General features: G+C 58.8%; 11 protein-coding genes. 8 read left to right on the top strand and 3 right to left on the bottom strand.

Annotation, left to right across the window (positions count from 1 at the left end; translation table 11 throughout):
* Positions 1 to 6: 6 nt before the first annotated feature.
* Complete coding sequence (locus tag RBA41_RS23295; RefSeq protein WP_306626625.1) at positions 7 to 1,128, bottom strand: cupin domain-containing protein; 1,122 nt, start codon at positions 1,126 to 1,128, stop codon at positions 7 to 9.
* 79 nt (positions 1,129 to 1,207) lie between these two features.
* On the opposite strand from RBA41_RS23295, the gene RBA41_RS23290 reads away from it, so the two are divergent.
* Positions 1,208 to 1,753 (top strand): FKBP-type peptidyl-prolyl cis-trans isomerase, encoded by a 546-nt coding sequence (locus tag RBA41_RS23290; RefSeq protein WP_099875828.1) that lies wholly within the window; start codon positions 1,208 to 1,210, stop codon positions 1,751 to 1,753.
* 84 nt (positions 1,754 to 1,837) lie between these two features.
* On the opposite strand, the gene RBA41_RS23285 is transcribed toward RBA41_RS23290, so the two are convergent.
* The gene (locus RBA41_RS23285) at positions 1,838 to 2,794 is read right to left on the bottom strand and encodes a hypothetical protein (protein ID WP_306626624.1); all 957 of its coding nucleotides are present in this window, start codon (positions 2,792 to 2,794) and stop codon (positions 1,838 to 1,840) included.
* On the bottom strand, positions 2,791 to 5,460 hold the full coding sequence (mutS, locus tag RBA41_RS23280; protein WP_306626623.1) for a DNA mismatch repair protein MutS: 2,670 nt from the start codon (positions 5,458 to 5,460) through the stop codon (positions 2,791 to 2,793). Before mutS ends, RBA41_RS23285 begins: the two co-directional genes overlap by 4 nt.
* Before the next feature lie 561 nt (positions 5,461 to 6,021).
* Here mutS and RBA41_RS23275 point away from each other — a divergent pair.
* The 7 genes from RBA41_RS23275 (at position 6,022) to RBA41_RS23245 (ending at position 24,159) form a co-directional block, all read left to right on the top strand.
* Positions 6,022 to 8,061, top strand: a complete 2,040-nt coding sequence (locus tag RBA41_RS23275) for a peptidase domain-containing ABC transporter (RefSeq protein ID WP_306626622.1) — start codon at positions 6,022 to 6,024, stop codon at positions 8,059 to 8,061.
* A gap of 6 nt (positions 8,062 to 8,067) precedes the next feature.
* Positions 8,068 to 9,498 (top strand): HlyD family type I secretion periplasmic adaptor subunit, encoded by a 1,431-nt coding sequence (locus RBA41_RS23270; RefSeq protein WP_306626621.1) that lies wholly within the window; start codon positions 8,068 to 8,070, stop codon positions 9,496 to 9,498.
* On the top strand, positions 9,499 to 9,963 hold the full coding sequence (locus RBA41_RS23265) for a hypothetical protein (protein ID WP_306626620.1): 465 nt from the start codon (positions 9,499 to 9,501) through the stop codon (positions 9,961 to 9,963). It begins immediately after the preceding gene.
* 36 nt (positions 9,964 to 9,999) lie between these two features.
* Positions 10,000 to 10,152, top strand: a complete 153-nt coding sequence (locus tag RBA41_RS23260; protein WP_306626619.1) for a hypothetical protein — start codon at positions 10,000 to 10,002, stop codon at positions 10,150 to 10,152.
* A gap of 468 nt (positions 10,153 to 10,620) precedes the next feature.
* Positions 10,621 to 11,403, top strand: coding sequence for a hypothetical protein (locus RBA41_RS23255; RefSeq protein ID WP_306626618.1), 783 nt, complete (start codon positions 10,621 to 10,623; stop codon positions 11,401 to 11,403).
* Between the two features lie 166 nt (positions 11,404 to 11,569).
* The gene (locus RBA41_RS23250) at positions 11,570 to 12,376 is read left to right on the top strand and encodes a hypothetical protein (RefSeq protein ID WP_306626617.1); all 807 of its coding nucleotides are present in this window, start codon (positions 11,570 to 11,572) and stop codon (positions 12,374 to 12,376) included.
* Positions 12,376 to 24,159: a putative Ig domain-containing protein gene (locus RBA41_RS23245; protein WP_306626616.1), complete on the top strand. Its 11,784-nt coding sequence runs from the start codon at positions 12,376 to 12,378 to the stop codon at positions 24,157 to 24,159. The genes RBA41_RS23250 and RBA41_RS23245 overlap by 1 nt, the downstream gene beginning before the upstream one ends.
* Positions 24,160 to 24,237 lie beyond the last annotated feature (78 nt).

Below are 24,237 nucleotides of genomic sequence, written 5' to 3'. Positions count from 1 at the left end.
ATTCCTTTAGGCGAGTTCAATCCATCCATCCTGGTACCAGGTGTACAGCGCTTCCATCACGTCGTCGGAGGCCCCGGCCAGGGCGGCGCCGGGCAGGGCGCGCTCGTTGGCCAGCACATCGAGCACGGCCTTGTCGGCGCGGCCCACGGCGAACGATTCGCCATTGATGAAGACGTGCTTGCCACGATACAGCATCTGCGACTTGAGCGAGAGCGCCACGCCGCGCTTGGCGGCAGTCTCGGCGAAGCGTCCCATCGTCAACGGCTTGGCCGGGCCGGTGAAGAACACATTGTGCTTCGGTTCGGACATGTGCTCGCCGACGAAGATCGTCACGTCTTCCTCGGTGAAGCGCACCTTGTTCATTTCCTCGGTAATCGCGGCGAGCATGTTGCGCGGGATTTCGGCCGGGTTCCTTGCCACTTCCAGGTCCGGATCGGCATAGCGGCCCGGCAGGTCGATCGAGTCGGCCATGAACTGCAGGAATGCTTCGCCCAGTTCCTGGTAGGACGGCGAACGGAAGCCGATCGAGTACGTCATGCACTCGCCCTCGGCCACGCCATCGTGCGCGTAATGGGGCGGCAGGTACAGCATGTCGCCCGGTTCGAGCAGAAATTCTTCCTGCGGCTTGAAATTCTTGAGGATCTTGAGCGGCTTGCCTTCGACCAGCGACAAGTCCTTTTGCGCGCCGATGCGCCAGCGCCGCTTGCCGTGCGCCTGCAGCAGGAACACATCGTAGGAGTCGAAGTGCGGACCGACGCCGCCGCCATCGGTGGCGTAGCTGATCATCAGGTCGTCCAGGCGCGCATCCGGAATGAAACGGAACTGGCGCAGCAGCGCGTCGGCGCCCTTGTCGGCCAGGTTGGCGCCCTGCACCAGCATGGTCCATTCGCGTTGCGTGCGTGGCGGCAATTCGGTCAGCGGACCGTGCTGCATGCTCCAGTCGCCGTCGACCTGGGTGATCAGGCGCGATTCGACATGGTTCAGCTTGGCGAGCGCGGCCAGGGCATCGAGCTTGAGCAGCGGCTTGAAGCCGGGAATCGCCTGGCGGATCAGGAGCGGTTTCTTGTGCCAGTAATCGCGTAAAAACTGGGCGGGCGTGATATCGCCCAAGAGCGTTAATTTTTTCATGCGACATTATAACCAAGTCCGAAACTGGGCAAGGCGGCGGGGAGGTATAATCGGCCAGTACACACTGAAAGGAAGCACTATGAAGATTGCCAAAAACACGGTCGTAACGGTCAAATACAAATTGTCCGACGCGCAGAACAATCTGATCGAAGACGGCAGCAAGCCGATGGTCTATCTTCACGGCGGCTATGAGAATACCCTGCCGAAGATTGAAGAAGAACTCGATGGCAAGGAAACGGGCTATGCCTGCGTCCTGCAGATCGAGCCGGACGATGCGTTCGGCGATTACGACTCCTCGCTGGTCAAGGTCGAAGCGCGCGAGCGCCTGCCGGAGCCGCTCGAAGTCGGCATGCAGTTCGAAGGCATGCCCGATGGCCCGGATGGCACCGAAGAAGCAATGATCTTCACCGTCACCGACATCGCCGACGACAAGGTTGTCCTCGACGGCAATCACCCGCTGGCCGGCATGGCGCTGCGTTTCGAACTGGAAGTGACCGATGTGCGCGACGCACTCGATGTCGAGATCGCGCACGGCCACGTGCATGGCGCGCATGGCCACGACCACGATGACGAGGATGATGACGGCGAAGAGGGCGACCACTTCCGCAGCCACCCCGTGCATTAAACCCCGGTATGCAGGGCGGCCCCGCGGCCGCCCTGCATCCGTATCTGCGCGGTGCCGCGGCCCAGGCCCGGCACCGCGTCCGCTTTACGGTTTTTGAAGCAGGAACATCTTCTCGCTGCCTGGCGCCACGCGCATGCGCAGCACGCTCGAGCCCACGCTCACATGTCCCAGGTTGCCACGCCAGGCAATCGCCGGCGCCGGTCCCGCTGGCGCGGCGGTATCGACCAGCAGCACCTTCCCCGCGAATTTTTGCGCCAGCGTCACCACCTGCTGGCGCGCCGCCGCATAGCCGTCCTGGCGGCTGTCGCTCGACCCCAGCATCGCCAGCAGCCCCGGCTTATCGCTGTGCGCCTTCAGGTTCCCTTCGGTAAACAGCACCACCGCGTCGAGCTTTTTGCGCTGGGCCGTGCCGAACACGCGCTTGAGCCAGAAGCGGTTGGCCACGGCGCGGTCCTCGAATTCGCTGTTGCGGCCCGCCTCGGGGCGGTAGTGATTGTTATCCGACGGCAGGTTCATGGTCGCATACAGCACGTTCCCGACAATCCAGTGCGCGTTCTCGGCGTAGCTGCGGAACTGCGAACTGCTCGACAGGCGCAGCAAGGGCAAGGTGCGCTTGCCGAGCGATTCGGCGTCGGGATAGAACAATTCGCGCATGCGGTTCAGGCGGTCCACCGCCAGCTGGCTGCCGGCGGCATTCATGCAGTCGCTCCAGTCGCTGGCGGCCGGCGCCACGATCATCGGCCGGCGCGCCTGCGCGAACAGGTCGCGCCGCTGCGTGTACAACTCGTCGCTGCACGGCTCGCGCTCGCCCTTGATGCCGGTGGCGACCACGAAGGCCACGGCGCCATCGTCGCTGGCGGCAATCGCCTGTTCGAGCTGGGCGTCGCCGCCGCCATCGGTGAAGCGGTGCCCGATGATGGCGAACTGGTAGGGCGCCGGTCCTTTCACCGCGGCGGCGCGGCCCTGCGCGGCGGCGGCATCGGCCGGCACCGCCAGCAGGGCGGCGCACAGGAGCGCGGCAAGTGGTGCGCTACGCATCATGGCGTGGCCAGGCGCTTGAGCTGGTACAACTGCTCAAGTGCTTCGCGCGGGGTCAGGGCGTCCGGGTCGATGGCGGCCAGGGCCTCGTGCAGCGCATCGGCCGCAGCATCGGGTCCGCTGGCCGGCGCCGCGTCGTCCGGTTCCACGCAGGGCAGCGCGAACAGGTCGAGCTGCGGCGTGGTGTCGAGTGCCTGCGATTCGAGCCGCGCCAGGTGCTTGCGCGCGGCCTTGATCACCGTCTGCGGCACGCCGGCCAGTTGCGCCACCTGCAGGCCGTAGCTCTGCGACGCCGGTCCGGCCTGCACCGCGTGCAGGAACACGATGCTGTCCTTGTGTTCGACCGCCGACAGGTGCACGTTGGCCGCGCTCGGGTGGCTTTCGGGCAGCTGGGTCAGTTCGAAATAATGGGTCGCGAACAGGGTGAAGCTGCGGCTCGTGTCGATCAGGTGGCGCGCGATGGCCCAGGCCAGTGCCAGGCCGTCGAAGGTCGAGGTGCCGCGCCCCACTTCATCCATCAGTACCAGCGACTGCGCGGTGGCGCCGTTGAGGATCGCGGCCGATTCGGTCATCTCCACCATGAAGGTCGAGCGTCCGCCGGCCAGGTCGTCGGTGGCGCCGATGCGGGTGAAGATGCGGTCGATCGGGCCGATGGTCGCGCTGGCGGCCGGCACGTAGCTGCCGATGTAGGCCAGCAGCGTGATCAAGGCCACCTGGCGCATGAAGGTCGATTTACCGCCCATGTTGGGGCCTGTGATCAGCAGCAGGCGGCGTTCGTCGTTGAACTTGCAGTCGTTGGCGATGAAGCGCTCGATCTGCTTTTCCACCACCGGATGGCGGCCTTCGCAGATCACCAGGCAGGGTTCGCCCACCAGTTGCGGCGCGCACCAGTTGTGCTGCAGCGCGTGGGTGGTCAGCGCGGTCAGGGTGTCGAGCTGCGCCAGGCCCTGCGAAATGGTTTGCAGGGTGCCGATGTGCGGCGCCAGGTCGGCCAGCAGCTGCTCGTACAGGATTTTTTCGCGCACCAGCGCCTTGTCCTGCGCCGACAGGGCCTTGTCCTCGAAGACCTTCAGTTCCGGCGTGATATAGCGCTCGGCGTTTTTCAGGGTCTGGCGGCGGCGGTAATCGTCCGGCACCTTGTCGGTCTGGCCGTGCGTGACCTCGATGTAGAAGCCGTGCACCTTGTTGTACTCGACGCGCAGGTTGGCGATGCCGGTGCGGGCGCGCTCGCGTGTTTCAAGGTCGACCAGGAACTGGCCGGCGTTTTCGGACAGGCCGCGCAGTTCGTCGAGTTCGGCGTCGAAGCCGCGCGCGAACACGCCACCGTCGCGCACCATGGCCGCCGGTTCCGGGGCGACCGCGCGCTCTAACAGGTCGAGGCAGATGGCGGGCGTGGCCAGCGCGTCGTGGATGGTCGAGAGCAGGCTTTCCTCGCCCGCGGTGAAGGCTTGCTGCACCGAGCGGCGCAAGGCCGGCAGCTGGCGCAGGCCGTCGCGCAGGCTGGCCAGGTCGCGCGGGCGCGCCGAGAGCAGCGCGATGCGCGTGGTGATGCGTTCGATATCCGGCACCTCGGCCAGGGTGGCCGAGAGCGCGCCGGCGGCGTCGCTCTGGGCCAGGGCGGCAATGGCCGCATGGCGCGCGCGCGCCACGTTCTGGTCGCGCCGCGCATGGTGCAGCCAGTGGCGCAGCAGGCGCGAACCCATCGCCGTGCGGCAGTGGTCGAGCAGCGAGAACAGGGTCGGCGACTCCTGGCCGCGGATGGTTTCGGTCAGCTCCAGGTTGCGGCGGGTGGCGGCATCGAGGCCGATGAATTCGTTCTCGGTTTCGGTCGACAGGCTGCGCACGTGCTGCAGGCCGCGGCCCTGGGTCGACTGGGCGTAGCGCAGCAGCGCGCCGGCCGCGCCGAACGCGGCGCCCAGGCCATCGGCGCCGAAACCGGTGAGGGTGGCCACGCCCAGCTGGTCGAGCAGGGCCTTGTGGCCGCCGACGACATCGAAATGCCAGTCAGGTACGCGCTGGGTGTGGGCGGTGCCGTCGTCTTCGAACAGCTCGGCGCCGCTACCGTCACTGCGCAGGATTTCGGCCGGGGCGATGCGTTCGAGTTCCTGCCGCAGGCGCAGGCCGACGGTGCGGCTGTCGCCCGAGAATTCCATCAGTTTCAGGCCGCCGCTGGCCAGGGACAGCCACGCCAGGCCCGTGGTGACGACCTTGCGCTGGCTGATCATGCACATGGCCAGCAGGGGGCGTTCGGCTTTTTCGGGCAGCAGGTCGGCGTCGGTCAGGGTGCCGGGAGTGACCACGCGCATGACCTTGCGCTCGACCGGGCCCTTGCTGGTGGCCGGATCGCCAATCTGTTCGCAGATCGCGCACGATTCGCCCAGCTTGACCAGTTTTGCCAGGTACGGGTCGAGCGAGTGGAACGGGATGCCGCACATCTTGATCGGGTTGCCGTTCGAGGCGCCGCGCGCGGTCAGGGTGATGCCGAGGATGCGCGCCGCTTTTTCGGCGTCGTCGTGGAACAGCTCATAGAAGTCGCCCATGCGGTAGAAGACCAGCATGGTCGGGTACTCGGCCTTGATGCGTAGATATTGCTGCATCATCGGCGTGTGTTTTTCCGTCGGGCCATTTTTGACGGCGGCAGCGTTGATCTCTGAAGGGGTGGTGGTCATCGTTACTTTCAATCCGGTGCAGGCGCGGCGTTTTCTCGGCCGCGTCGTGAGGCCGCCATTTTACCGCCTCGGCGCGCTGGCGAGGCAAAGCGATCGAACGGGCAGCGGATGAGCCGCGTCGCCATGTCTGAGCGTCTTGCGGTGGAGATTGATCGGGCTTCGCCAAGGATTTTTGGGACATTCGTAATGGTATTGAAATTTAATACTTGTGGTTATGAAAACTCTACAGGTAAAAAATAATAATCTAAATATAAGGTTAAAGGTCTCGCACGGTGTTTACAATGCTACTTAGCAATTGTTAGTTGGTTTATGAAACGGATTGATTGTCGTCATTCGGCCTCCCGCGCCTTCCTCATCCGCCTTCCAGACGAGTCGTAGAGGGCGTCGTCCGGTTCTTCCACAGCAGGTTTTTGGTTCAATATGAAACACACCGGTATCACCAATGCGTCTTTCTTCTGGGTTTTACAGGGCCTATGTGCCCTTCACAGAAAACCATACTCTCCTGATATAGCCCAGCAACAATTGGCCGCACCGCACTCGATTGCGTCGCTTGCAACTGCCATGGAGTCATTCGGGTTCAAGGCTGGTGTGGCCTCGGCCAAGCCGGCAAAGCTGTACAGGGAGTCTTTCCCGCTGGTCGCGTTTTTACGCGATAGCGAGGAAACGGCTGGTACGGGGGCTGAGGCCACTTGCGTCGTCGCTCTTGTCCTCCAGGCCGACCGCGATAGTCTCCTTATCGTCGAGCCCGGCGATGCCGCACCCCGCACCGTTCCCTTGGCCGAGTTTGGTGAGCGTTTTCTGGGAAACGTCCTGCGCGTGGCGCCTGCAAACGTGGATGCCAGCGACCCCGACAGCGAGGAACTGGCGCGCCAGTCGCGCCGTTTCGGCTTTAGCTGGTTTGTCCCGGAATTGCTGAAACATAAAAAACTGTGGCAGGAAGTGTTGCTTGCCTCACTGGTGATCCAGCTGATCGCCCTTGCCACGCCGCTGTTCACGCAAGCGATCATTGACAAGGTCGTTGTCCATCACAGCCAGAGCACGCTGATCGTGATTGCCATCGGCATGGCCGTGTTCATGCTGTTTTCGGCGGCGCTGTCGTGGATGCGCCAGTATCTGGTGCTGCATACCGGTAACCGGGTCGATGCCGCCCTCGGCGCCTCCGTATTCGGGCGCCTGTTCAAGCTGCCGCCGATGTACTTCCAGCATCGGCCTACCGGTGTCATCGCCGCGCGCCTGCAGGGCGTTGAAACGATCCGCGAATTCATTTCCAGCGCCGCCGTGACATTGGTGCTGGATCTACCGTTCCTGCTGATCTTTGTGGCGATCATGTTTTACTACAGCGTCACCCTGACCCTGGTGGTGCTGGCGATTCTGGCAGTCATCGTTTTGCTGAGTATGATTGTGGCGCCGATTTTCCAGGACCGTTTGCAACAGCAATTCCTGCTGGGGGCGCGCAACCAGGCCTTCCTGACCGAGTACATCGGCGGGCTGGAAACGGTCAAGTCCTTGCAGATGGAACCCCAGCTCGACGCACGCTACAGCAATTACCTGGGCAGCTATCTTGACGCCAGCCTGTCGACCAAGCAACTGGCGAATGGCTACAACACCTTGTCGAACCTGCTGGAGCAGGTGATGAGCCTTCTCATCCTCGGTATTGGCGCGTATACCGTGATGAATAGCACCGATTTTACGATAGGCATGTTGATCGCGTTCCAGATGTTTTCCGGCCGCCTGTCGCAGCCGATGCTGCGCCTGGTCGGGCTGTGGCAGCAATTTCAGCAAGCCAGCTTGTCTGTCGACCGTCTGGGCGATTTGATGAACGCGCCGGTGGAACCGTATTCCCTGGTTCCCGCGCGCGCCAATGCGCGCGCCGGCAAGATCGAGATCGATACGGTTGCCTTCAAATACGCCGAGCACTTGCCGCTGGTGTATCAAAACCTGTCGCTGACGGTGCAGCCAGGGCAGACCATCGGCATCATGGGCGCTTCCGGTTGCGGCAAGAGCACGCTGGCCAAGCTGCTGCAAGGGTTTTACCAGCCGAGCGCCGGGCGCATTCTGGTCGACGGCGTCGATATCCGCTATCTGTCGGCCAATGAACTGCGCAGCCACTTCGGGGTTGTGCCGCAGGAAACGGTGCTGTTCTCGGGAACGATCTTCGAAAACCTGCAGATGGCCAGCCCGGATGCCAGTTTCGAGCAGGTGACGGCGGCCTGCCAGATGGCGGAAATCCACAGCGCGATTGAAGCGCTGCCGAAGGGCTATCAGACCGAGATTGGCGAGCGCGGGGCAGGCCTTTCTGGCGGGCAGAAGCAACGCATCGCGATTGCGCGCGCCCTGCTCAAGCGGCCGAGCATTCTTGTGTTCGACGAAGCGACCAGTGCGCTCGACCAGCCGACCGCCGAACAATTCGCCCGCACCATCAACGCCCTGCGCGGCAAGGTCACGATGCTGTTCATTACACACGGCCTGCCCAAGGGCTTGCAGTTGGACGCGGTCTATCGCCTGAGTCCGCAGGGCGCGCAGCGCGTTGTCCTTGCGCCGGTTGCGGCCTCGCTCGGCAGCCCTGGCCCGAACGCGGAATCGTCTGTTACCACCGACTGAACGAAGATGAAAACCATGAACCCGAGTCAAACGTCCGCCGCTGCGGCCACGCCATCGTCCCCCGCCGACCCAACCGGGGCAACAGTGATTCCACTACGTCCACCCAAGCGCTGGCACGACCCCCTCAGCCGTATCGAACGGCAGGATCCCAGCACGGCAGGCCGCATGGTGCTGCGTGCGGTGTCGGTACTGGTGCTGGTCCTGATCGTGTGGGCTGCGTTTGGGAAGCTTGACATCATCGCCAGCGCCGATGGGAAGCTGGCGCCGCAGACCCTGGTCAAGATCGTGCAGCCGTCCGAGGCGGGCGTGGTCAAGGAACTGCTGGTGCGTGAAGGCGACACGGTCAAGGCCGGGCAGGTGCTGGCGCGCTTGGATGCGACCCTGGCCAGCGCCGACAAGACCGGCGTCAGTAGCGACCTGGGGACCCAAAAAATGCAGGCACGCCGCATCGAGGCTGAACTGTCCGGCAAACCGATGCTGGCGCGTGCGGATGACGACGTGCTGTTGTTCGCGCAGGTGCAGCGCCAGTACCAGGCGCGCCGCAGCGCTTTCAACGACAGCCTGGAGCAAGAAAAGGCCGTGCTGCAGAAGATGGCATTTGAAAAGAAAAGCGCGGGTGAAACGCTCGCCAAGCTGGAGCAGACCTTGCCCACCTACCAGGCGGCCGCCAAAAGTCTGGCCGACCTGTCGCGCGAGGGCTATGTGCCGGTGCGCCAGAGTGCGGACAAGGAGCGCGAGGCGATTGAAAAGGCCAAGGACCTCGATGCACAGCGTTCGACGGTCGCCGCGTTGAATTCGGCGATGACGGCCCAGCGTCAAAAACTTAGCCAGCTGCACAGCACGTACAAGAGCGAGCTGGAGCGCGAACTGGCGGATATTCGTGCCAAGGTCGGTCAATTGCAGCCCAGCCTGGACAAGACCAGCTATCGCGAAGGACAAATGGTGCTGCGCGCGCCGCAGGATGGCGTTATCAAGGACCTGGCGACGACCACGGCCGGCGCGGTGGTACAACCCGGCGCTGTTGTGCTGACCTTGGTGCCGAAAGATGAGCTGCTGTTTGCCGATGTGAACATCAAGAACGAGGATGTGGGATTTGTCGCGGTGGGGCAGAGCGCCAAGGTGAAGCTGGCGGCGTATCCGTTTCAGCGGCATGGCATGTTAAGCGGGACGGTCATTCACATCAGCGCTGATGCCAGTGAACCGTCGCGGGGGGAAGCAGGCGGAGGCGGGCGTAATGGAGATGCGAGCGGTAGCGCAAGTTACAAGGCGCGTATCCGCTTGGATCAGCAAGCGCTGAAAGATCCACAAGGCAAGCGCCTTCATATCACGCCGGGGATGCAGGTGGTGGTCGAGATAAATCAGGGTCAACGGACGGTGTTGGAGTACCTGCTGTCGCCGGTGCAGAAAGCGGTTTCTGAAGCGGCGCGCGAACGATGAGTGCTTGACAAGTTACTTCTTTTCCTCAGTCGGGACGTTCCCGCCGTTCGCTTCGGAGTTTGCAAAGGGATCACAGCGCAGCAATTTCAGTTTGAAATATTTTCTATTATCGGAGTAATGCATATAAGGCGCAGTGACGATAAATTTTTCGTGTCAAAAATAGAAAATCGATTGATCAGCACGCTGATTTTATCGTTGAGTTTGACATTGGCAGCGTGCCATTATTATCCAGTCGCGGCGGACGATTTTAGCGTTCTGGATAACGACGTCTTATCAGATCTCGTGCGAAATTCACACGGCAGTGGAAATCAAACCGGTGGAAGCTATGGCGTGAACGGACCAGGGCGGCTTGATAAATCGAAACTCGAGTTATTGGTCAAGAATCTATTCGCGGAGCAAGAGTTAATTAAAATTGAAACGACTTTTGTTACGAACGGTGGGGCATGCCTTACTGGTCAGGTGTAAAAAGAGCTACGATGCAATTTTGTCAGGAAGTGGAGAGTGAAAAATATTGGAGCGCCGTTTGATACATCCAATTGGTCAGATCCTGCGGCAAAAATTGATATTAGATTTATGTTTGATGAGCACGGCAAAATGAGAAATTTAACTCTGGAAATTATTGATGCTACTCTATACAAAATAATCAGGGGGTAAAAGCGAATAAATCTAAGCTTGCGACGCGGTCATTAGTCTTCTAATTCGGCGATCCCCGTCAGGCATATTTTTTTGGTTTTGGAAGAACATCTGGGTCTATTGTGGCAGAAAGGGATGTTTGAATTTCGTAGTTTATCAACTAAGTGTACAAACTTGACTGCAGGGCTTGGTCATGAAATCGGCTGTCGGCTGTCGGTTGTCGTTGGTGAGTAGTGTAGGTAAAGCGTGGCTGAGCGAGGTTTTTTGATTGAAGAAATTTCGCTCGCCGTCCTTTGGTAATCTTGCAAACCAAGCAGCAGCTTTATGGTGAAAGCCTTCCGCCGTATTTTGAAGGGGGAAGCGGCAAATCAAAGTCTGAATATGGATATTGGTAAATTGGTAAATTGGGAACGTGGAAATATTTGCAAATAATGTTTTTGCAAAATTTTAAATAATAGAATTGGGAGTTGAATTTTAATGAGATGTAATTTGTTAACACTATTTTTCTTGCTTCCACCATTGTTAATTTTTGCAGGCTGCGTAACAGAATATGCGCCCAAAAAGACACATCCTAATCTTGATACTGCGGTCTCTATTTTTAAGGATCGTTGTCGACTGGCCGGAGAGAAAATATATAAAACCGTTGATGACGTCGAGGGTGTGTTTATTCTTAAGATCCGCCCTGTGAAGACGGATTTATCCGATCAATTTGAGCTGCACGATCCTTATGGGCGAGATTTTCGCGGAGATTTTTATGTGCGAAGTTTTCTTCATGGCGCGTATGCTGTTGAAAACAACCGGCTGGAGAAATTGCCTGCGGATTTTCCGCCCCATATTGCGTACGCATTTGCTGAGGCCATCGATGCAGTGGATGGAAAGCGATATCGATATACTGGAAAGGTTGAAGAGCCATGGCTTACAGATAAGAGCTATTTAAAAGGCCATAAGCGCTTCGTGTTTGAACGGTCCTTGGCTACGGGGCCTGCGCCGCGATATGGCGTTACATATGACGACATTTCGACACGGTTTGAGCGTGAACATTGGATAGCGGGAAGTTCACTCAAGGTAATTGATTTGCATACAAATGAGGTGATAGCAGAGAGGATTGGTTACTTATTTGATTCTGGACAAGGTTCTAAAATTGGTGGCCGGGTTCCATGGCTTTGGGCGGCAAATAATTCTTGTCCAAGTTTCGGGTCCGAACATGCTTTTACAGCCCAATTGGACCAAGCTGCGATTTTTGTTGAAAAAGTTCTTCGCCCCCATCGATGAACGTGGAATTTTTCGCGGTGGGGCAGAGCGCGAAAGTAATAGAGCCATTTTTTAATAGTGAAAACTATACCACTGACAATGAAGATATGTCGAAAGGCTATTCACGTACAGAGCGGATATTGCATTTATTGGTATATAAAGTGACATGATTTGTGTGAATAATTTAATGGAAATCGAAATGAAAAATAATGCTTTAAGATTGATTGTCTCGCTGTTTATTCCCACGTTTTTCGCAGGTTGCGCTTCAGAGCAGTCTTTGAAGAAAGATCGATTGGATCCGGCAACTGTTAGATTTGAGGCGCGATGCAAAACGGCTGGAGAGTTTATCCATAGGACTGTAGAAAATGTAGAAGGAGTCTACCTTCTCAAAGTGCGTCCTGAAAAAATTAACCGCTCTGAACAATATACGTATGACGACCCCTATGGGCGAGATCACGGGGGCGAGACCTATATTCGCAGTTTTCTTCGCGGTGCCTACACGACCGAAGTAACGCTTCCGAAAGTTCTTCCGCCTGATTTTCCTCCGCACATTGCATATGCATTTGTCGATGCGGTAGATGGAACAGACGGGAAACGTTACCGCTATACTGGGCGAATTGAAGAGCCAGCGTTAACAAAAAAAGGGTTTTTGCCAGGGCACAAAATTTTCGTCCATTCTAAGTCATTGGCGAATAGTCCTGCACCTCGTTACGGGGTTACTTATGATGATATATCTACTAAAGAGGATCGTGATTATTGGATTGCGGGGAGTTCGTTGAAGGTTATCGATCTGGAAAAGAACGAGGTAATAGCGGAGCGAATTGGTTATTTTTACGATTCTGCTCAGGGAGATACATCAGGTGGGCGCGCTCCTTGGCTGTGGGCAACTAGTAACGCATGTCCTAGTTTTGGTAGTGCGCCGGCATTTGGGAGTCAGCCAAATCAAACAGCGGTTTTTGTTGAAAAAGTTCTTCGTCCACACGTAGCGAAATAATGAAAAATTTAAAAATTAATGAGTATTTGAAATACGCGGAACTGCAAATGGCAGCGGAAGCATTTATCGCTGATCGAGTAACGGGGGCCCTCAGTGGGTCTGGTGGCGAGTTAATTTCGGTCTTAAAGGTAGGCAATGGCCGTAATAGTGTATTTTCTGAGGCGCAAGCAAAACAGTTCGCTAAGCACTGGAAAGCATTAGACCAAATTAAGAATACAGGGACTGGCTTTTCTGGAACCCTCTTTGTTTGCGTTGCAGATGATGTCGCCACGGGAGCAAAAGCGGGTGAACAGGTTATTTCGTTACGAAGTACGGAATTTGTCGATGACGCGGTCCGCGACAGTGTTTCCACCAATACAATGGAAATCCAGGAGACTGGCTGGGCTTGGGGACAAATTGCGGACATGGAAGCATGGTACGCAAAGTTAAAAAAAGATGGTACATTATCTGGTCCATTAGCAATTACTGGCTACAGCCTCGGTGGTCATCTTGCCACGGCTTTCAACATGTTACACGGTGGAGATGCCAAAGAAGTTGTAACTTTCAACGGTGCCGGAGTTGGAAAAATCGTACAAGGAGATCTCGCTGGTGCGTTGACGTTGTTTACAGAATTACGTCAAAGTCCCGTTGTCGTAGGAGAGCGATTGCAGGCGTTTAAGGTCTCGGCGGAGTACATCACGTTACACGATCAATTAAAGGCCAAGACACTTACTGTTGGTGCGGCCATTTCCAAATTAAATGCTTCCATCGTTGCGGCAACCGGGGGGGGCAACCAAGAACTACCTCCTGGGGAAAATTTGGAGGGTCTCAAGCTAATGATGGTGGCGCTTCAGCAAATACAGCGTCTCCAGACCGAAGTTGATCGGACAGGTAAACTGGAATCCGGTGGTAAGGGGAAAAAGCCGTGGGAGGTTCCTAACGAATTAGTCGCTGCCGAAGATTTTAACTACCGCATGGCCATGCTACTTACATCAAAGCTAAGCAAAGCAGCGTCGCTTCTAGATGGATTTAATCAGGCCTCCGGGCAAAAGGCATTGCTGACATCTGCCGATCTACATGGCGTAGCGCCAAGTCCTCAGTATGACCTCGTCGGCGATACCAAATGGTCTGCTGTGTCCAATAGTCAGTGGCATCTTGGGAAGCATGTACCAGTTTTCATCGAAGATCAGCCAGAATTTCGCGGCGGTTTTCCGTGGGATGCATTCAAGGCCTCGTTTCTAGATGGCTACTTACAGCTGCTGCAGAGTAACTACGACACGCAATCGTTCGGTGACACGCACAGCCTCGTACTGTTGGTAGACTCGCTAAACGTGCAGTCCTCATTGCTCAACTTGGTGACAACGGCTGATGGTACTCGCGATAAAGCGGCCCTACTAGTGCGTGATATATTGATTGCAGCCTCCAATCTATCGGTGGCAGCCGGGGGCGCTATCGGTAGTGGCCAAGGAGCGGCGGAAGGCGATGTACTGGAAAACGTTGTAAATGCGCTCGCCGGCATGTTCCTCGGAAAGGACAAGTACCGACAGCTCGTGGGCAGCCCAAGCGGCGGTACATGGGCCTTGCTGGATTTCGCCGACAAAGACAACGAAGGAGGATATACCGGGCGCACAAAGTTTTATGAGGTCCTTACCGCCGTTACGGATAGTGCCGCTTACAAAGGATTGCTGGGCAAGATGCAGCTTTCCGGAGCGGAAACGACAGGTTCGGACGCCAGGAAGGATTTCGGCGCTTTGCTCAGCGTGGTGTATTTGACTCCGTTTGCCTTGTCCATCGGCGCCGACATGGCATTAGCACAACTGCAAGCGGTTAATCCCGAGCTTGCGGAAAAGTTTAACAAGGATCTTCAGCTCGGAAGCAAAGATTTTCTTCATGGCGATGCCAACTTGAGCAACGAGTATCTCAACACGCGTGCTGATCTGGCTAAAAGAAAGCTGTATTACAGTATCAAAAATGGGCGCTACGATTTAACCGTTGGTGCAGAAAATGCTGCTGATAAGTCGGCAACCAGTTACGACAGCGACGATATAGTCTGGACCGACCGAGCAAGCAAATTGATCATCAGGCGCGAGGAAGATATCACTTCCGCCAAATTAGTTGTATTCGGCAGCGATCAGGGTGAATCGGATATCAAGGGCGGCAGTCGAAACGACAGCCTGTTCGGCGGCGGCGGGGCCGACATTGTCGACGGCGGCGCGGGTGACGACCATCTCGAAGGCAATGACGGCGCGGACGCCCTCACCGGTGGTGCCGGCAAGGACAAGCTACTGGGCGGCAGCGGTGACGATAAACTCGACGGTGGCGTCGGCAACGACCTGTTAAACGCCGGCGAAGGTAACGATACCTACGTCTTCAGCGGCGACTACGGCAACGACACCATCTACGATCTCGGCGGCATGGGCCGTGTGCAGATCGATGGCGTCACCATCGGCAAAGGCACCGGCAATGGCAAGCGCGACCAATGGCGCTTCGACATGGGCGGCGGCGCGTCGGCCACCCTGTCGTTACTGGACGACCCGGAAAGCAGCACAGGCAAGAAGCTGGTCATCGCCAAGGGCGATGATGGCAAGAACAGCGTTACCATCGGCAATTTCGATTTCGCCAGGGCGCAGGCCGGCGGCTATCTGGGCATTCAGCTCGATGGCACGGTCAAGGCAGCAATCAAGGTCGGTGGTGGCACTAACCTCTGGAGCCAACCCGGATTCGATCCGGGCAGCTTATCCGGTGCCAGCGTCAATGTGGTGGAAGGCACCGGGCGCACCTTCACCGTCTACCTCAACCACGCAGCCAAGGCAGGGCAGAGCGTCACCTTGAATATCGGGGGCGCGGGTGGAACCTTGAAAGCCATTCTCGGCGACATTACGGTTCCCGCCAGCGGTGCGGTCATCCCGTTGGTGGACGGACAAACCCAGGTTTCGTTTGCACTGGTCCAGGATGGTCCGTTGAGTGCCAGCGCCAGCGCGACTGTGGCGGCTACGGTTTCCGGTAAGGATGGCGCTGCAACGACGAATACTTTTACCCTTGCCTTGAAAGACGTTGGCGAAATCACGCGTCTCTACAAGGGCGATCAAAGCCCGGCGCTGAGCAATCCAGACGCTCGGTATAACTGGGCGACTTCCCAGTGGCAGGCCGACGGCTCGCTGACCAATGCGGTCGCGCAGGCAAACTTTTTCGATGTAATTTACGGCAGCATCGTGAACGACAAACTATTCGGCTTTGGCGGTAACGACGCGCTTAGCGGCGACATGGGGGCCGACTACATCGATGGGGGCGATGGGGACGACATGATCGGTGGCGGTGAGGGTAGTGACTACATTCTGGGAGGGAAAGGAAACGACTACATATATAGCTCATCAATCTTGAGCGTGCCTGTAAGGAGGGATGCGAAAGACAGCTACACGCCGCGTGCGGGTGAGCAACTCCTGACCACTGGCGCCAATTGGGGCGTCACGATTAAGACTTTTGGGGAGGGTGACACCAGCCTCATGACCTATGGTGCTAACCCGCCTTACGGTGACGATCCGGATTACATCGACGGTGGCGAGGGTAATGACCGACTCACTGGTGGCAATGGCGCGGATCATATTCTTGGTGGCAAGGGTGTCGATGGCATTGGTGGCCTTGGCGGCGACGACGTACTCGAAGGTAACGAGGGCGACGACAACATTGAGGGGGATGGTAATACCTCTCAGGATAATTACAACTTCGTGCCCGCAGCCCTGCAAGGTAACGATTTTATCGATGGCGGTGCCGGTAACGACATGTTGGAGGGCGACGGCGGGTCTGATGCTCTTTTTGGCGGCGCGGACAACGATCGTTTGGTGGGGGACTCAAGCGGAAAAACCCATGGCAAAGACAACGACAATCTTGAATATCACGGCGAAGACTACCTCGACGGCGAAGATGGCGACGACTATCTCGAGGGCGGTGGCAAGAACGACACGCTGTACGGCGGCTCTGGCGCTGACAATTTAATGGGCGATACCAGCGCAGACAACCTCAGCTCACCTGCGGACAATGCCCTGATGTGGGGCGACGACTACCTCGATGGGGAGGAAGGCAATGATTTCCTGACCGGTGGCGGCGGCGATGACGCCTTGTTCGGCGGCATTGGCAACGATAACCTGTATGGCGACTCTTACGGCGCCACCGCCGCTGCGAGCCACGTCAAGGTCGAGTTCCAAGGTAGCGACTATCTTGACGGCGAGGATGGCGACGACAATCTGATTGGCGGTGCAAGGAGCGATACTTTGTATGGTGGCTCAGGCAACGACAACCTGATCGGCGATATTCTCGCCGCTGACGTGGGAGGTGGCGAAGGCACGGTCGTATGGGGAAATGATTATCTAGTCGGCGAAGATGGCGACGACTATGGCCAAGGCGGCGGCGGAGATGACACGCTAAGCGGCGGCAGTGGCAAAGACGTTCTGTTCGGTGACGAGCGAAGCGCGGTTCTCGAAGGCAGCTTTCAGGGCGATGACATGATCGACGGCGGCGACGGCGACGATCAGCTGATCGGTGGCGGCGGCAAGGATAATCTGATTGGCGGCGCCGGTGATGACCTTTTGCTCGGCGACGATGACGCCGCCACACTGGCGGTCGAATTCCATGGCAATGATTTCCTTGACGGCGGCGACGGTAACGATCAGCTCAGCGGCGGGGGCGGTGACGATGTGCTGCAGGGCGGTGCCGGAAATGACACGCTCGATGGCGGTACCGGTGCCGACGTGCTCGACGGCGGCGACGGTGACGATGTGTACAACGTCGACAACGAGGGCGATATCATCCGCGAAACAGCGCCGTCGGCAACAGGCGCTGCTGGCAAAAAATCGTCATCGGGCAGCGGCTTTGATCCCATCGGCGGTACATTGATGATGGCGAGTGGCCCGTCTGCAGCAGTTGTAGCCGGTACGAGTGTGGACAATGTCAATAGCAGCGTCAGCTACCAACTTGGTGACAATCTCGAAAACCTGACGCTGATCGGCGATGGCAACATTGATGGCACTGGAAATGAGCTTGCCAATGCCATTTTCGGCAATGATAAAGACAATAAGCTCGATGGCGGCATCGGGGTCGACTTCCTGAGTGCCGGTGGCGGTGCGGACCAACTAACTGGTGGCATCGGTGATGATATGCTCATGGGTGGTGCCGGCAACGATGTCTATCTGTTTAAGCGTGGCGACGGTAGAGACACCATCGACAATGTCGATCTGCTGCGCAATACCGGCAATCTGGCGATCCCCCAGGCAGTGGACGTCCTGCGTTTTAGTGCAGACATTACGGACACGGATATCATCGTTTCACGTAACGGGGATCATCTGGCCTTGATGATCAAGGACAGTAATGAGCAAGTCTTCCTAAACAATTATTTCGCTGCCGATACGGTGGCGGGAACAATCGTGTCCGACAGCAAGGTCGACCGCATCGAATTCGCGAACGGCGTGGTTTGGACCCCGGAGAAAATCGCGGCAATCGTTCATCGGCAGGAAAATAATCAATCTCCGGTTGCCGGTCCTGGCGTGCCGCTTCTGAAAGCGCGCGCGGGCGATTCGTTCAGCTACACCCTCGCTTCGGCGAACCTGACCGATCCGGATGCAGACGACACGCTCCACTACTCAGTTACGCTGCAAGACGGCTCGCCCGCACCCGCATGGGTCAAATTCGATGCCGCGACACGCACACTGTCCGGCGTGCCCGACGGCGCCAGCGTCGGACAGTTGGTGCTGATGGTGCTGGCGACCGACAATTACGGCGCAGGTGCCGGGATCGGCATTGCCGTGGACATCGGTGCGGCCAACCGCAAGCCGGTGTTGAGTGCTGCCCCGGCCGATGCCAAGGCCCTGCGCGGTACGCAGTTCAGCTACACCGTGCCGGCCGCCTTGTTTGCCGACCCCGACAAGGATGCGCTGACCTACAGCGTGACCCTGGACAAGGGCGCAAGCCTGCCATCGTGGTTGAACTTTAATGCCAAGACAGGTGTACTGAGCGGTACCCCGAGTGCACTCGAACGCCTCGTGCTGGCCATTACGGCCACCGACGCGCACGGCCTGAGCGCCCAAACGCTGATGAAACTCGATGTTGAAAACCGCGTGCCAACGTTCGGTTCGTGGTCTCAGGTGCCAGGCGGGGCGGCGAACGATCCGTGGAAATTTACCGTGCCCCAAGGGAGTTTTACGGACGGGGATGTGGGCGACGTGCTGACGTACACCGCCACCGCGGCCGATGGCAGCGCGTTGCCGGCGTGGCTGAAGTTCGACACGACCACCCGCACGTTTTCCGGTACGCCGCCAGCAGCGGGCGAGTACAAGGTGCTGGTCAAGGCAAGTGACGTCAACGGCGGAGTTGGTTCTGCCTTACTCCCGATCATGATCGATCCGAACCAGATGGTCACCGGCACGGAGGCAGCCGATGCGAAAGAAGGCGGCTGGGGCCACGATACCCTCAAGGGTCTCGGCGGCAACGACACCCTGCTCGGCTCCTTCGGCAACGACCGCCTCGACGGCGGCGCCGGCAACGATGTCCTCAAGGGCGGTGGCGGTGCCGACACCTATGTCTTCGGCAAAGGCTACGGCAACGACACCATCGACAACCAGGACCTGCCGTCGCAAGCAGGCATCGACACCATCGAGTTCCTGCCGGGCGTCGCGGTGGGCGACGTCAAGCCGACCCGCTTCGACAACGATCTGATACTGAGTCTGCCGGCGACAGGCGACAGCTTGCGCGTGTTGAACTACTTCAAGGCGGACGAGCTCGCGCTGTCGCAGGTCGAGTTCATCAAATTTGCCGACGGAACAAGTTGGACCCTGGCCCAGATCCTGCCATATTTGCTGGTTGGCTCTGCCGGTAACGACAAGCTGTACGGCACCGATGCGAACGACCTGCTCGACGGCGGCGCCGGCAACGACCGGCTCGACGCCGGTGCCGGCAACGATACCCTCGCAGGCGGGACCGGCAGCGATGACCTTATCGGCGGCGCCGGCGCGGACACTTACCGCTTCAACAAGGGCGACGGTAAAGATACGATCTCGGACGTCAGCCCGGCCGTCACCATGCCGGACGTGGACCGGCTCGAATTTGGTGCCGGTCTCGCCCCGGGCGATGTCGAGGCCGTACGCGACGGTCCCACCTTGCGCCTCAATTTCGGCAACAGCGGTGACGGGGTCACCATCTGGAGCTATTTCAGCGGAAGGACCGACCTGAATCTGGCGGTCGAGCAGATCGCCTTTGCCGATGGCACCTTGTGGACTCCGTCTCTGGTCCAGCAGGCGGTGTTCAGAGGCACCGACCTGGACGACAAGATCGACGGCTCCGCGGGCAACGATGTCATCAGCGGCCGCAAAGGCCAGGATACGCTGCTCGGTCTGCAGGGCAACGACACCTTGTCCGGTGGCGCAGGCAACGACACGCTCGACGGCGGCGCCGGCGACGACGTGCTCGACGGTGGTGCAGGGCGCGACCGCATGGTGGGCGGCGCGGGTAACGATATCTTCCTGTTCGGCCATGGCGACGGCCCGGATGCCATCGTCACCGGCGACACGGCGGCCGGCAAGGTCGACATCATCCGCTTCGCGGAAGACGTGGTGGCCAGCGATGTGCTGGTCGAGCGCTGGGAAAACAAGCTGGTGCTGACCATCCGCAGTTCCAAGGACACCTTGTTTGTAGAGGACTATTTCCTGGAAACCAACGGTGTACGCACTGGCAAGATCGAACAGGTGCAATTTGCCGAGGGCGTCAGCTGGAGTACGGCGGCCATCGATCAGATGGCGGTTCCCCACAAAAACACGAAACCGTTTATATCCGACTGGGCATTCGACATGAACGGCAACGTCAACAGTACGTTCAGCGTTGTGCTGCCTACTGACCGCATCATCGACCCGGATTATTATGACGTATTGTCGTTTGCTGTCGGCGTATTGCCCGGCTACCCTGCGGTGCCTGCGTGGCTGAAATTCGATCCCCTCACGATGAAGTTGTGGGGTACTCCGGGCGCCAATGACCAGGGCCAGGTGGCGTTCCACCTCTTCGGCACGGATTTGTACGGCCAAACCACCGCGCGTCAGTTTTTTATTAACATTGGTCCGGTGAGCATCGCCCCCACGGTCCAGTTGGCCATACCCGACCTCGTCACGTCGCAAGGAACAGCATTCCAGTTCACCCTGGGCGACGTGTTCAACGACGTCGACAAAGGCGACGTGGTTGCGTACAGCGCTACCCTGAGCACAGGCGGCGTCTTGCCGGCATGGCTGACCTTCGATCCGGTCACGCGTCAGTTCAGCGGCTTGTCCAACGCTGCGGGGACCGTGAGCGTGAAAGTCACCGGCACTGATCTGGGCGGCAAAACGGCATCGGATGTGTTCGATATTGTCGTCAGCGCCAACAACACCGTGACTGGCACTGCCGGCAACGATACCCTGAAGGGCGGGGCTGGCAACGACCTGATCAAGGGACTCGGTGGCAACGATGAACTCGAAAGCGGATCCGGACGCGATACCCTGGAAGGCGGCACGGGCGACGATACCTACCTGATTAATGACGCCGACGATAGCGTGATCGAAAACCTCAACGAGGGCATCGACACGGTGCGGACAGCGCTGCCTAACTACACGCTGCCGGCCAATGTCGAGAACCTCGTATTCAGCGGTGCGGGAAGCGGGGACGTGCTCACTGGTAATAACCTCAATAATCAGATCAGCGCGGGGCCGGGCGACCAGACGCTCGATGGCGGCTTGGGCGCCGACACCATGTCCGGCGGTGCCGGCAATGACGCTTACGTGGTCGACAGCGCGCTCGATAGCGTCGTCGAACTGCCTGGCGGCGGGCACGACAGGATCACTTCCAGCGCGAGCGTTACCTTGCCCGCCAATGTGGAATCGTTGGAATTGCTGGGAACGGCAAACATGGATGCCACTGGCAATGCGACAGGCAATACGATCCAGGGAAATGCGGGCAATAATCGCCTCGACGGCGGGGGCGGCAACGATTATTTCTACGGCCTCGGTGGTGACGATACCTACGTCATCGACAGCATCGACGACATGGTTTTCGAGGAAAGCGGTAACGATACGGTTGAAACAAGTATCAGCTCCCAATACGCTCTGTACGACGGCATCGAGAACCTGACGCTGACCGGCGCCGCCCTCTCACGTTTCGGCAACGCGCTGGACAATGTCATCAAGGGCAATGCAATGAAAAACACCCTGTCCGGCCTTGCAGGCAACGATCAGCTGCTCGGCGCTGCCGGCGACGATACCCTGTCCGGCGGCGCGGGCAACGATGTGTATGTCGTCGAACGTGGCGATGGCAAGGATGCGATCATCAACGACGATGTGCTCGGTGCCGTCGATACGCTGCGCTTCGGCAAAGACATCGCCGAAACAGACGTCATTGCGCAACGCAGTGGCGACAATCTGCTTCTGCTCATCAAGGGCACCACGGATCAAGTGACCTTCTCCAAGTACTTCATCGCCGACGTGAGCAAGGATGGCGCGATCGTTAACAACAAGATCGAGCGCGTCGAGTTCGTCAGCGGTGCCGTATGGGATCAGGCCAAGATACAGAGCCTGGTGGATATCTCCACCGCCAACAAGGTGCCTGTACGCGGCCCGGTGACCGTAGCGCCGTTCAAGGCGGAGGTGGGCAAGCTGCTCACCTTCACTCTCGCAGCCAATACCCTGGTCGATCCGGACCCCCTGGATACCTTCGCCTACAGCGCCTCGTTGGCCAACGATGTGCCATTGCCGGCATGGCTGAAGTTCGACGCAGCCTCGCGTACCTTCACCGGCACGCCCACCGCCACCGACGTGGGATCGGTTCCGGTCAAGCTGTGGGGAACGGACAACCATGGCGGCCGAGGGTATATCGACCTGCCGCTGGTTGTCAGCCCGGCGAACCGCACGCCGGTCCTGGCGGCCGCGCTTGCCGACCAGGCCAATGCCCTGGGCACGGCATTCAGTTATGTGGTGCCGGCTGGCGCATTCACCGATCCGGATGCGGGAACGGTACTCAGCTACAGCGCCACCATGGCCGACGGCACGCCTTTGCCTGGCTGGCTCTCGTTCAACGCCACTACCCGGGCGTTTGGCGGCACCCCGCCGGCTGCCGGAACGTTTAGTGTGAAAGTGACCGCCCGGGATACCGGCAATTTGAGCGCAAGCGATGTCTTCGATCTCGTCGTCAGTGTCAAGAACCTGACATTGACGGGCACTGCCGCTGCCGATCAGCTCAATGGTGGCGCAGGTAACGATATCCTCAATGGCCTGGACGGCAACGACAAGCTCAATGGCGGTGCCGGCAACGATACCATGGACGGTGGCCTCGGTGCCGACACCATGACCGGCGGCGCGGGCGACGATGTGTATGTGTTCGATCAGGCATCGGACCTGGCAGTGGAAGCCGCAGACGAAGGCAACGATACGCTCAAGTCGGGCGTGAGCGCTGTCCTGGGCAACTACATCGAGGCGCTGACCCTGACCGGCACGGCGCCGATCAACGCCACCGGCAACGCCTTGAACAATGTCCTGACCGGTAACTCAGGCGACAACACGCTCGACGGTGGTAGCGGGGCCGATATCCTCAACGGCGGCTCCGGCAACGATCTCTACATTGTGGACAATGCTGGCGATATCGTGAACGAAGGCAACTACGTTGGTGTCGACACCGTGCAGACGGGCTTGAGTTACGACCTGGGCGCCTACCTCGACAACCTGACCCTGACCGGTAGCCTGGCGGTCGATGGCAAGGGCAATGCCGGCAACAACGTACTCAAGGGAAATTCCAACAACAACGTGCTCGATGGTGGCGCCGGCTTGGATGCACTCACCGGTGGTGCAGGTAACGACACCTATGTCGTCGATAATGCCGGCGATACCGTGGTCGAGCTGGCTAACGAAGGCATCGATACCGTCAAATCCGGCGTGAGCATCACATTGAGCGCGAATATCGAAGCGCTGTTCCTGACAGGCGCGAACCCGATTGGCGGCACCGGTAACGCAATCAACAACCTGCTCGTCGGAAATGGTGCCAACAACGTGCTGAACGGCGACGCGGGCAACGACCTGCTTCAGGGCGGTGCCGGCATCGACGCGCTCACGGATACCTTGGGCAATAATCTGCTCGATGGTGGGGCCGGTAACGACACGCTCACCGGTGGTGTTGGCAAGGAGATGTTCATCGGCGGTGCCGGCAACGACCTGATCGTCACTGGCAACGGGGCCGACATCATCGCCTTCAACCGCGGAGACGGGCAGGATGTGGTCCATGCCAGCGCCGGCAAGGACGATACCGTCTCATTGGGCAAGGGCGTGCTGTACGCGGATTTGCTGTTCAAGAAAACCGCGAACGACCTGGTGCTGGTGACCGGCGTGGCCGAACAGATCACCTTCAAGGACTGGTACGCGGCGCCTGCCAATCGCAGCGTTGCCAATCTGCAGATGATCATCGAAGGCGGCAGTGACTACAACGCTGCGTCGGCCAACAAGCTGAACAACAAGAAAGTAGAGCAGTTCAACTTCGACGGTCTGGTCGGGGCTTTTGATGCTGCCCGGACTGCGAATCCGGCATTGACGAGTTGGGCACTGTCGTCCTCCTTGCTCAATTTTTACCTGAGCGGCAGCGATACGGCGGCGATGGGCGGCGACCTTTCCTATCAATACGCCAGGAACGGCAACCTGTCTTCGATGTCGCTGGTGCCAGCCGGCGCTCTGTTGTCGAGTCCGGCGTTCGGTGTCACTGCGCAGCCCTTGCAGGCGGGTTCGGCATTACGGGACCTGTCGCCGCAGCTTGTGTAATTAACTGCTCCGGAGTGGTGGAGCACCCGCTCTGACTTTTCGCAAGCCGCCCGGGTCACATCGGGCGGCTTTTTGCTT

Source organism: Massilia scottii (genome assembly GCF_030846495.1).
GTDB classification, from domain to species: domain Bacteria; phylum Pseudomonadota; class Gammaproteobacteria; order Burkholderiales; family Burkholderiaceae_D; genus Telluria_A; species Telluria_A violaceinigra.
The sequence above is the reverse complement of the archived record's forward strand: the minus strand, read 5'-3'. Positions and strand labels throughout refer to the sequence as shown.

Excerpts from the sequence above, each read along its gene's own strand:
- RBA41_RS23250 (WP_306626617.1), top strand. The coding sequence starts at position 11,570 with ATGGAAATCGAAATGAAAAATAATGCTTTAAGATTGATTGTCTCGCTG.
- mutS (WP_306626623.1), bottom strand. The coding sequence starts at position 5,460 with ATGACCACCACCCCTTCAGAGATCAACGCTGCCGCCGTCAAAAATGGC.
- RBA41_RS23285 (WP_306626624.1), bottom strand. The coding sequence starts at position 2,794 with ATGATGCGTAGCGCACCACTTGCCGCGCTCCTGTGCGCCGCCCTGCTG.
- RBA41_RS23270 (WP_306626621.1), top strand. The coding sequence starts at position 8,068 with ATGAAAACCATGAACCCGAGTCAAACGTCCGCCGCTGCGGCCACGCCA.
- RBA41_RS23245 (WP_306626616.1), top strand. The coding sequence starts at position 12,376 with ATGAAAAATTTAAAAATTAATGAGTATTTGAAATACGCGGAACTGCAA.
- RBA41_RS23275 (WP_306626622.1), top strand. The coding sequence starts at position 6,022 with ATGGAGTCATTCGGGTTCAAGGCTGGTGTGGCCTCGGCCAAGCCGGCA.
- RBA41_RS23295 (WP_306626625.1), bottom strand. The coding sequence starts at position 1,128 with ATGAAAAAATTAACGCTCTTGGGCGATATCACGCCCGCCCAGTTTTTA.
- RBA41_RS23290 (WP_099875828.1), top strand. The coding sequence starts at position 1,208 with ATGAAGATTGCCAAAAACACGGTCGTAACGGTCAAATACAAATTGTCC.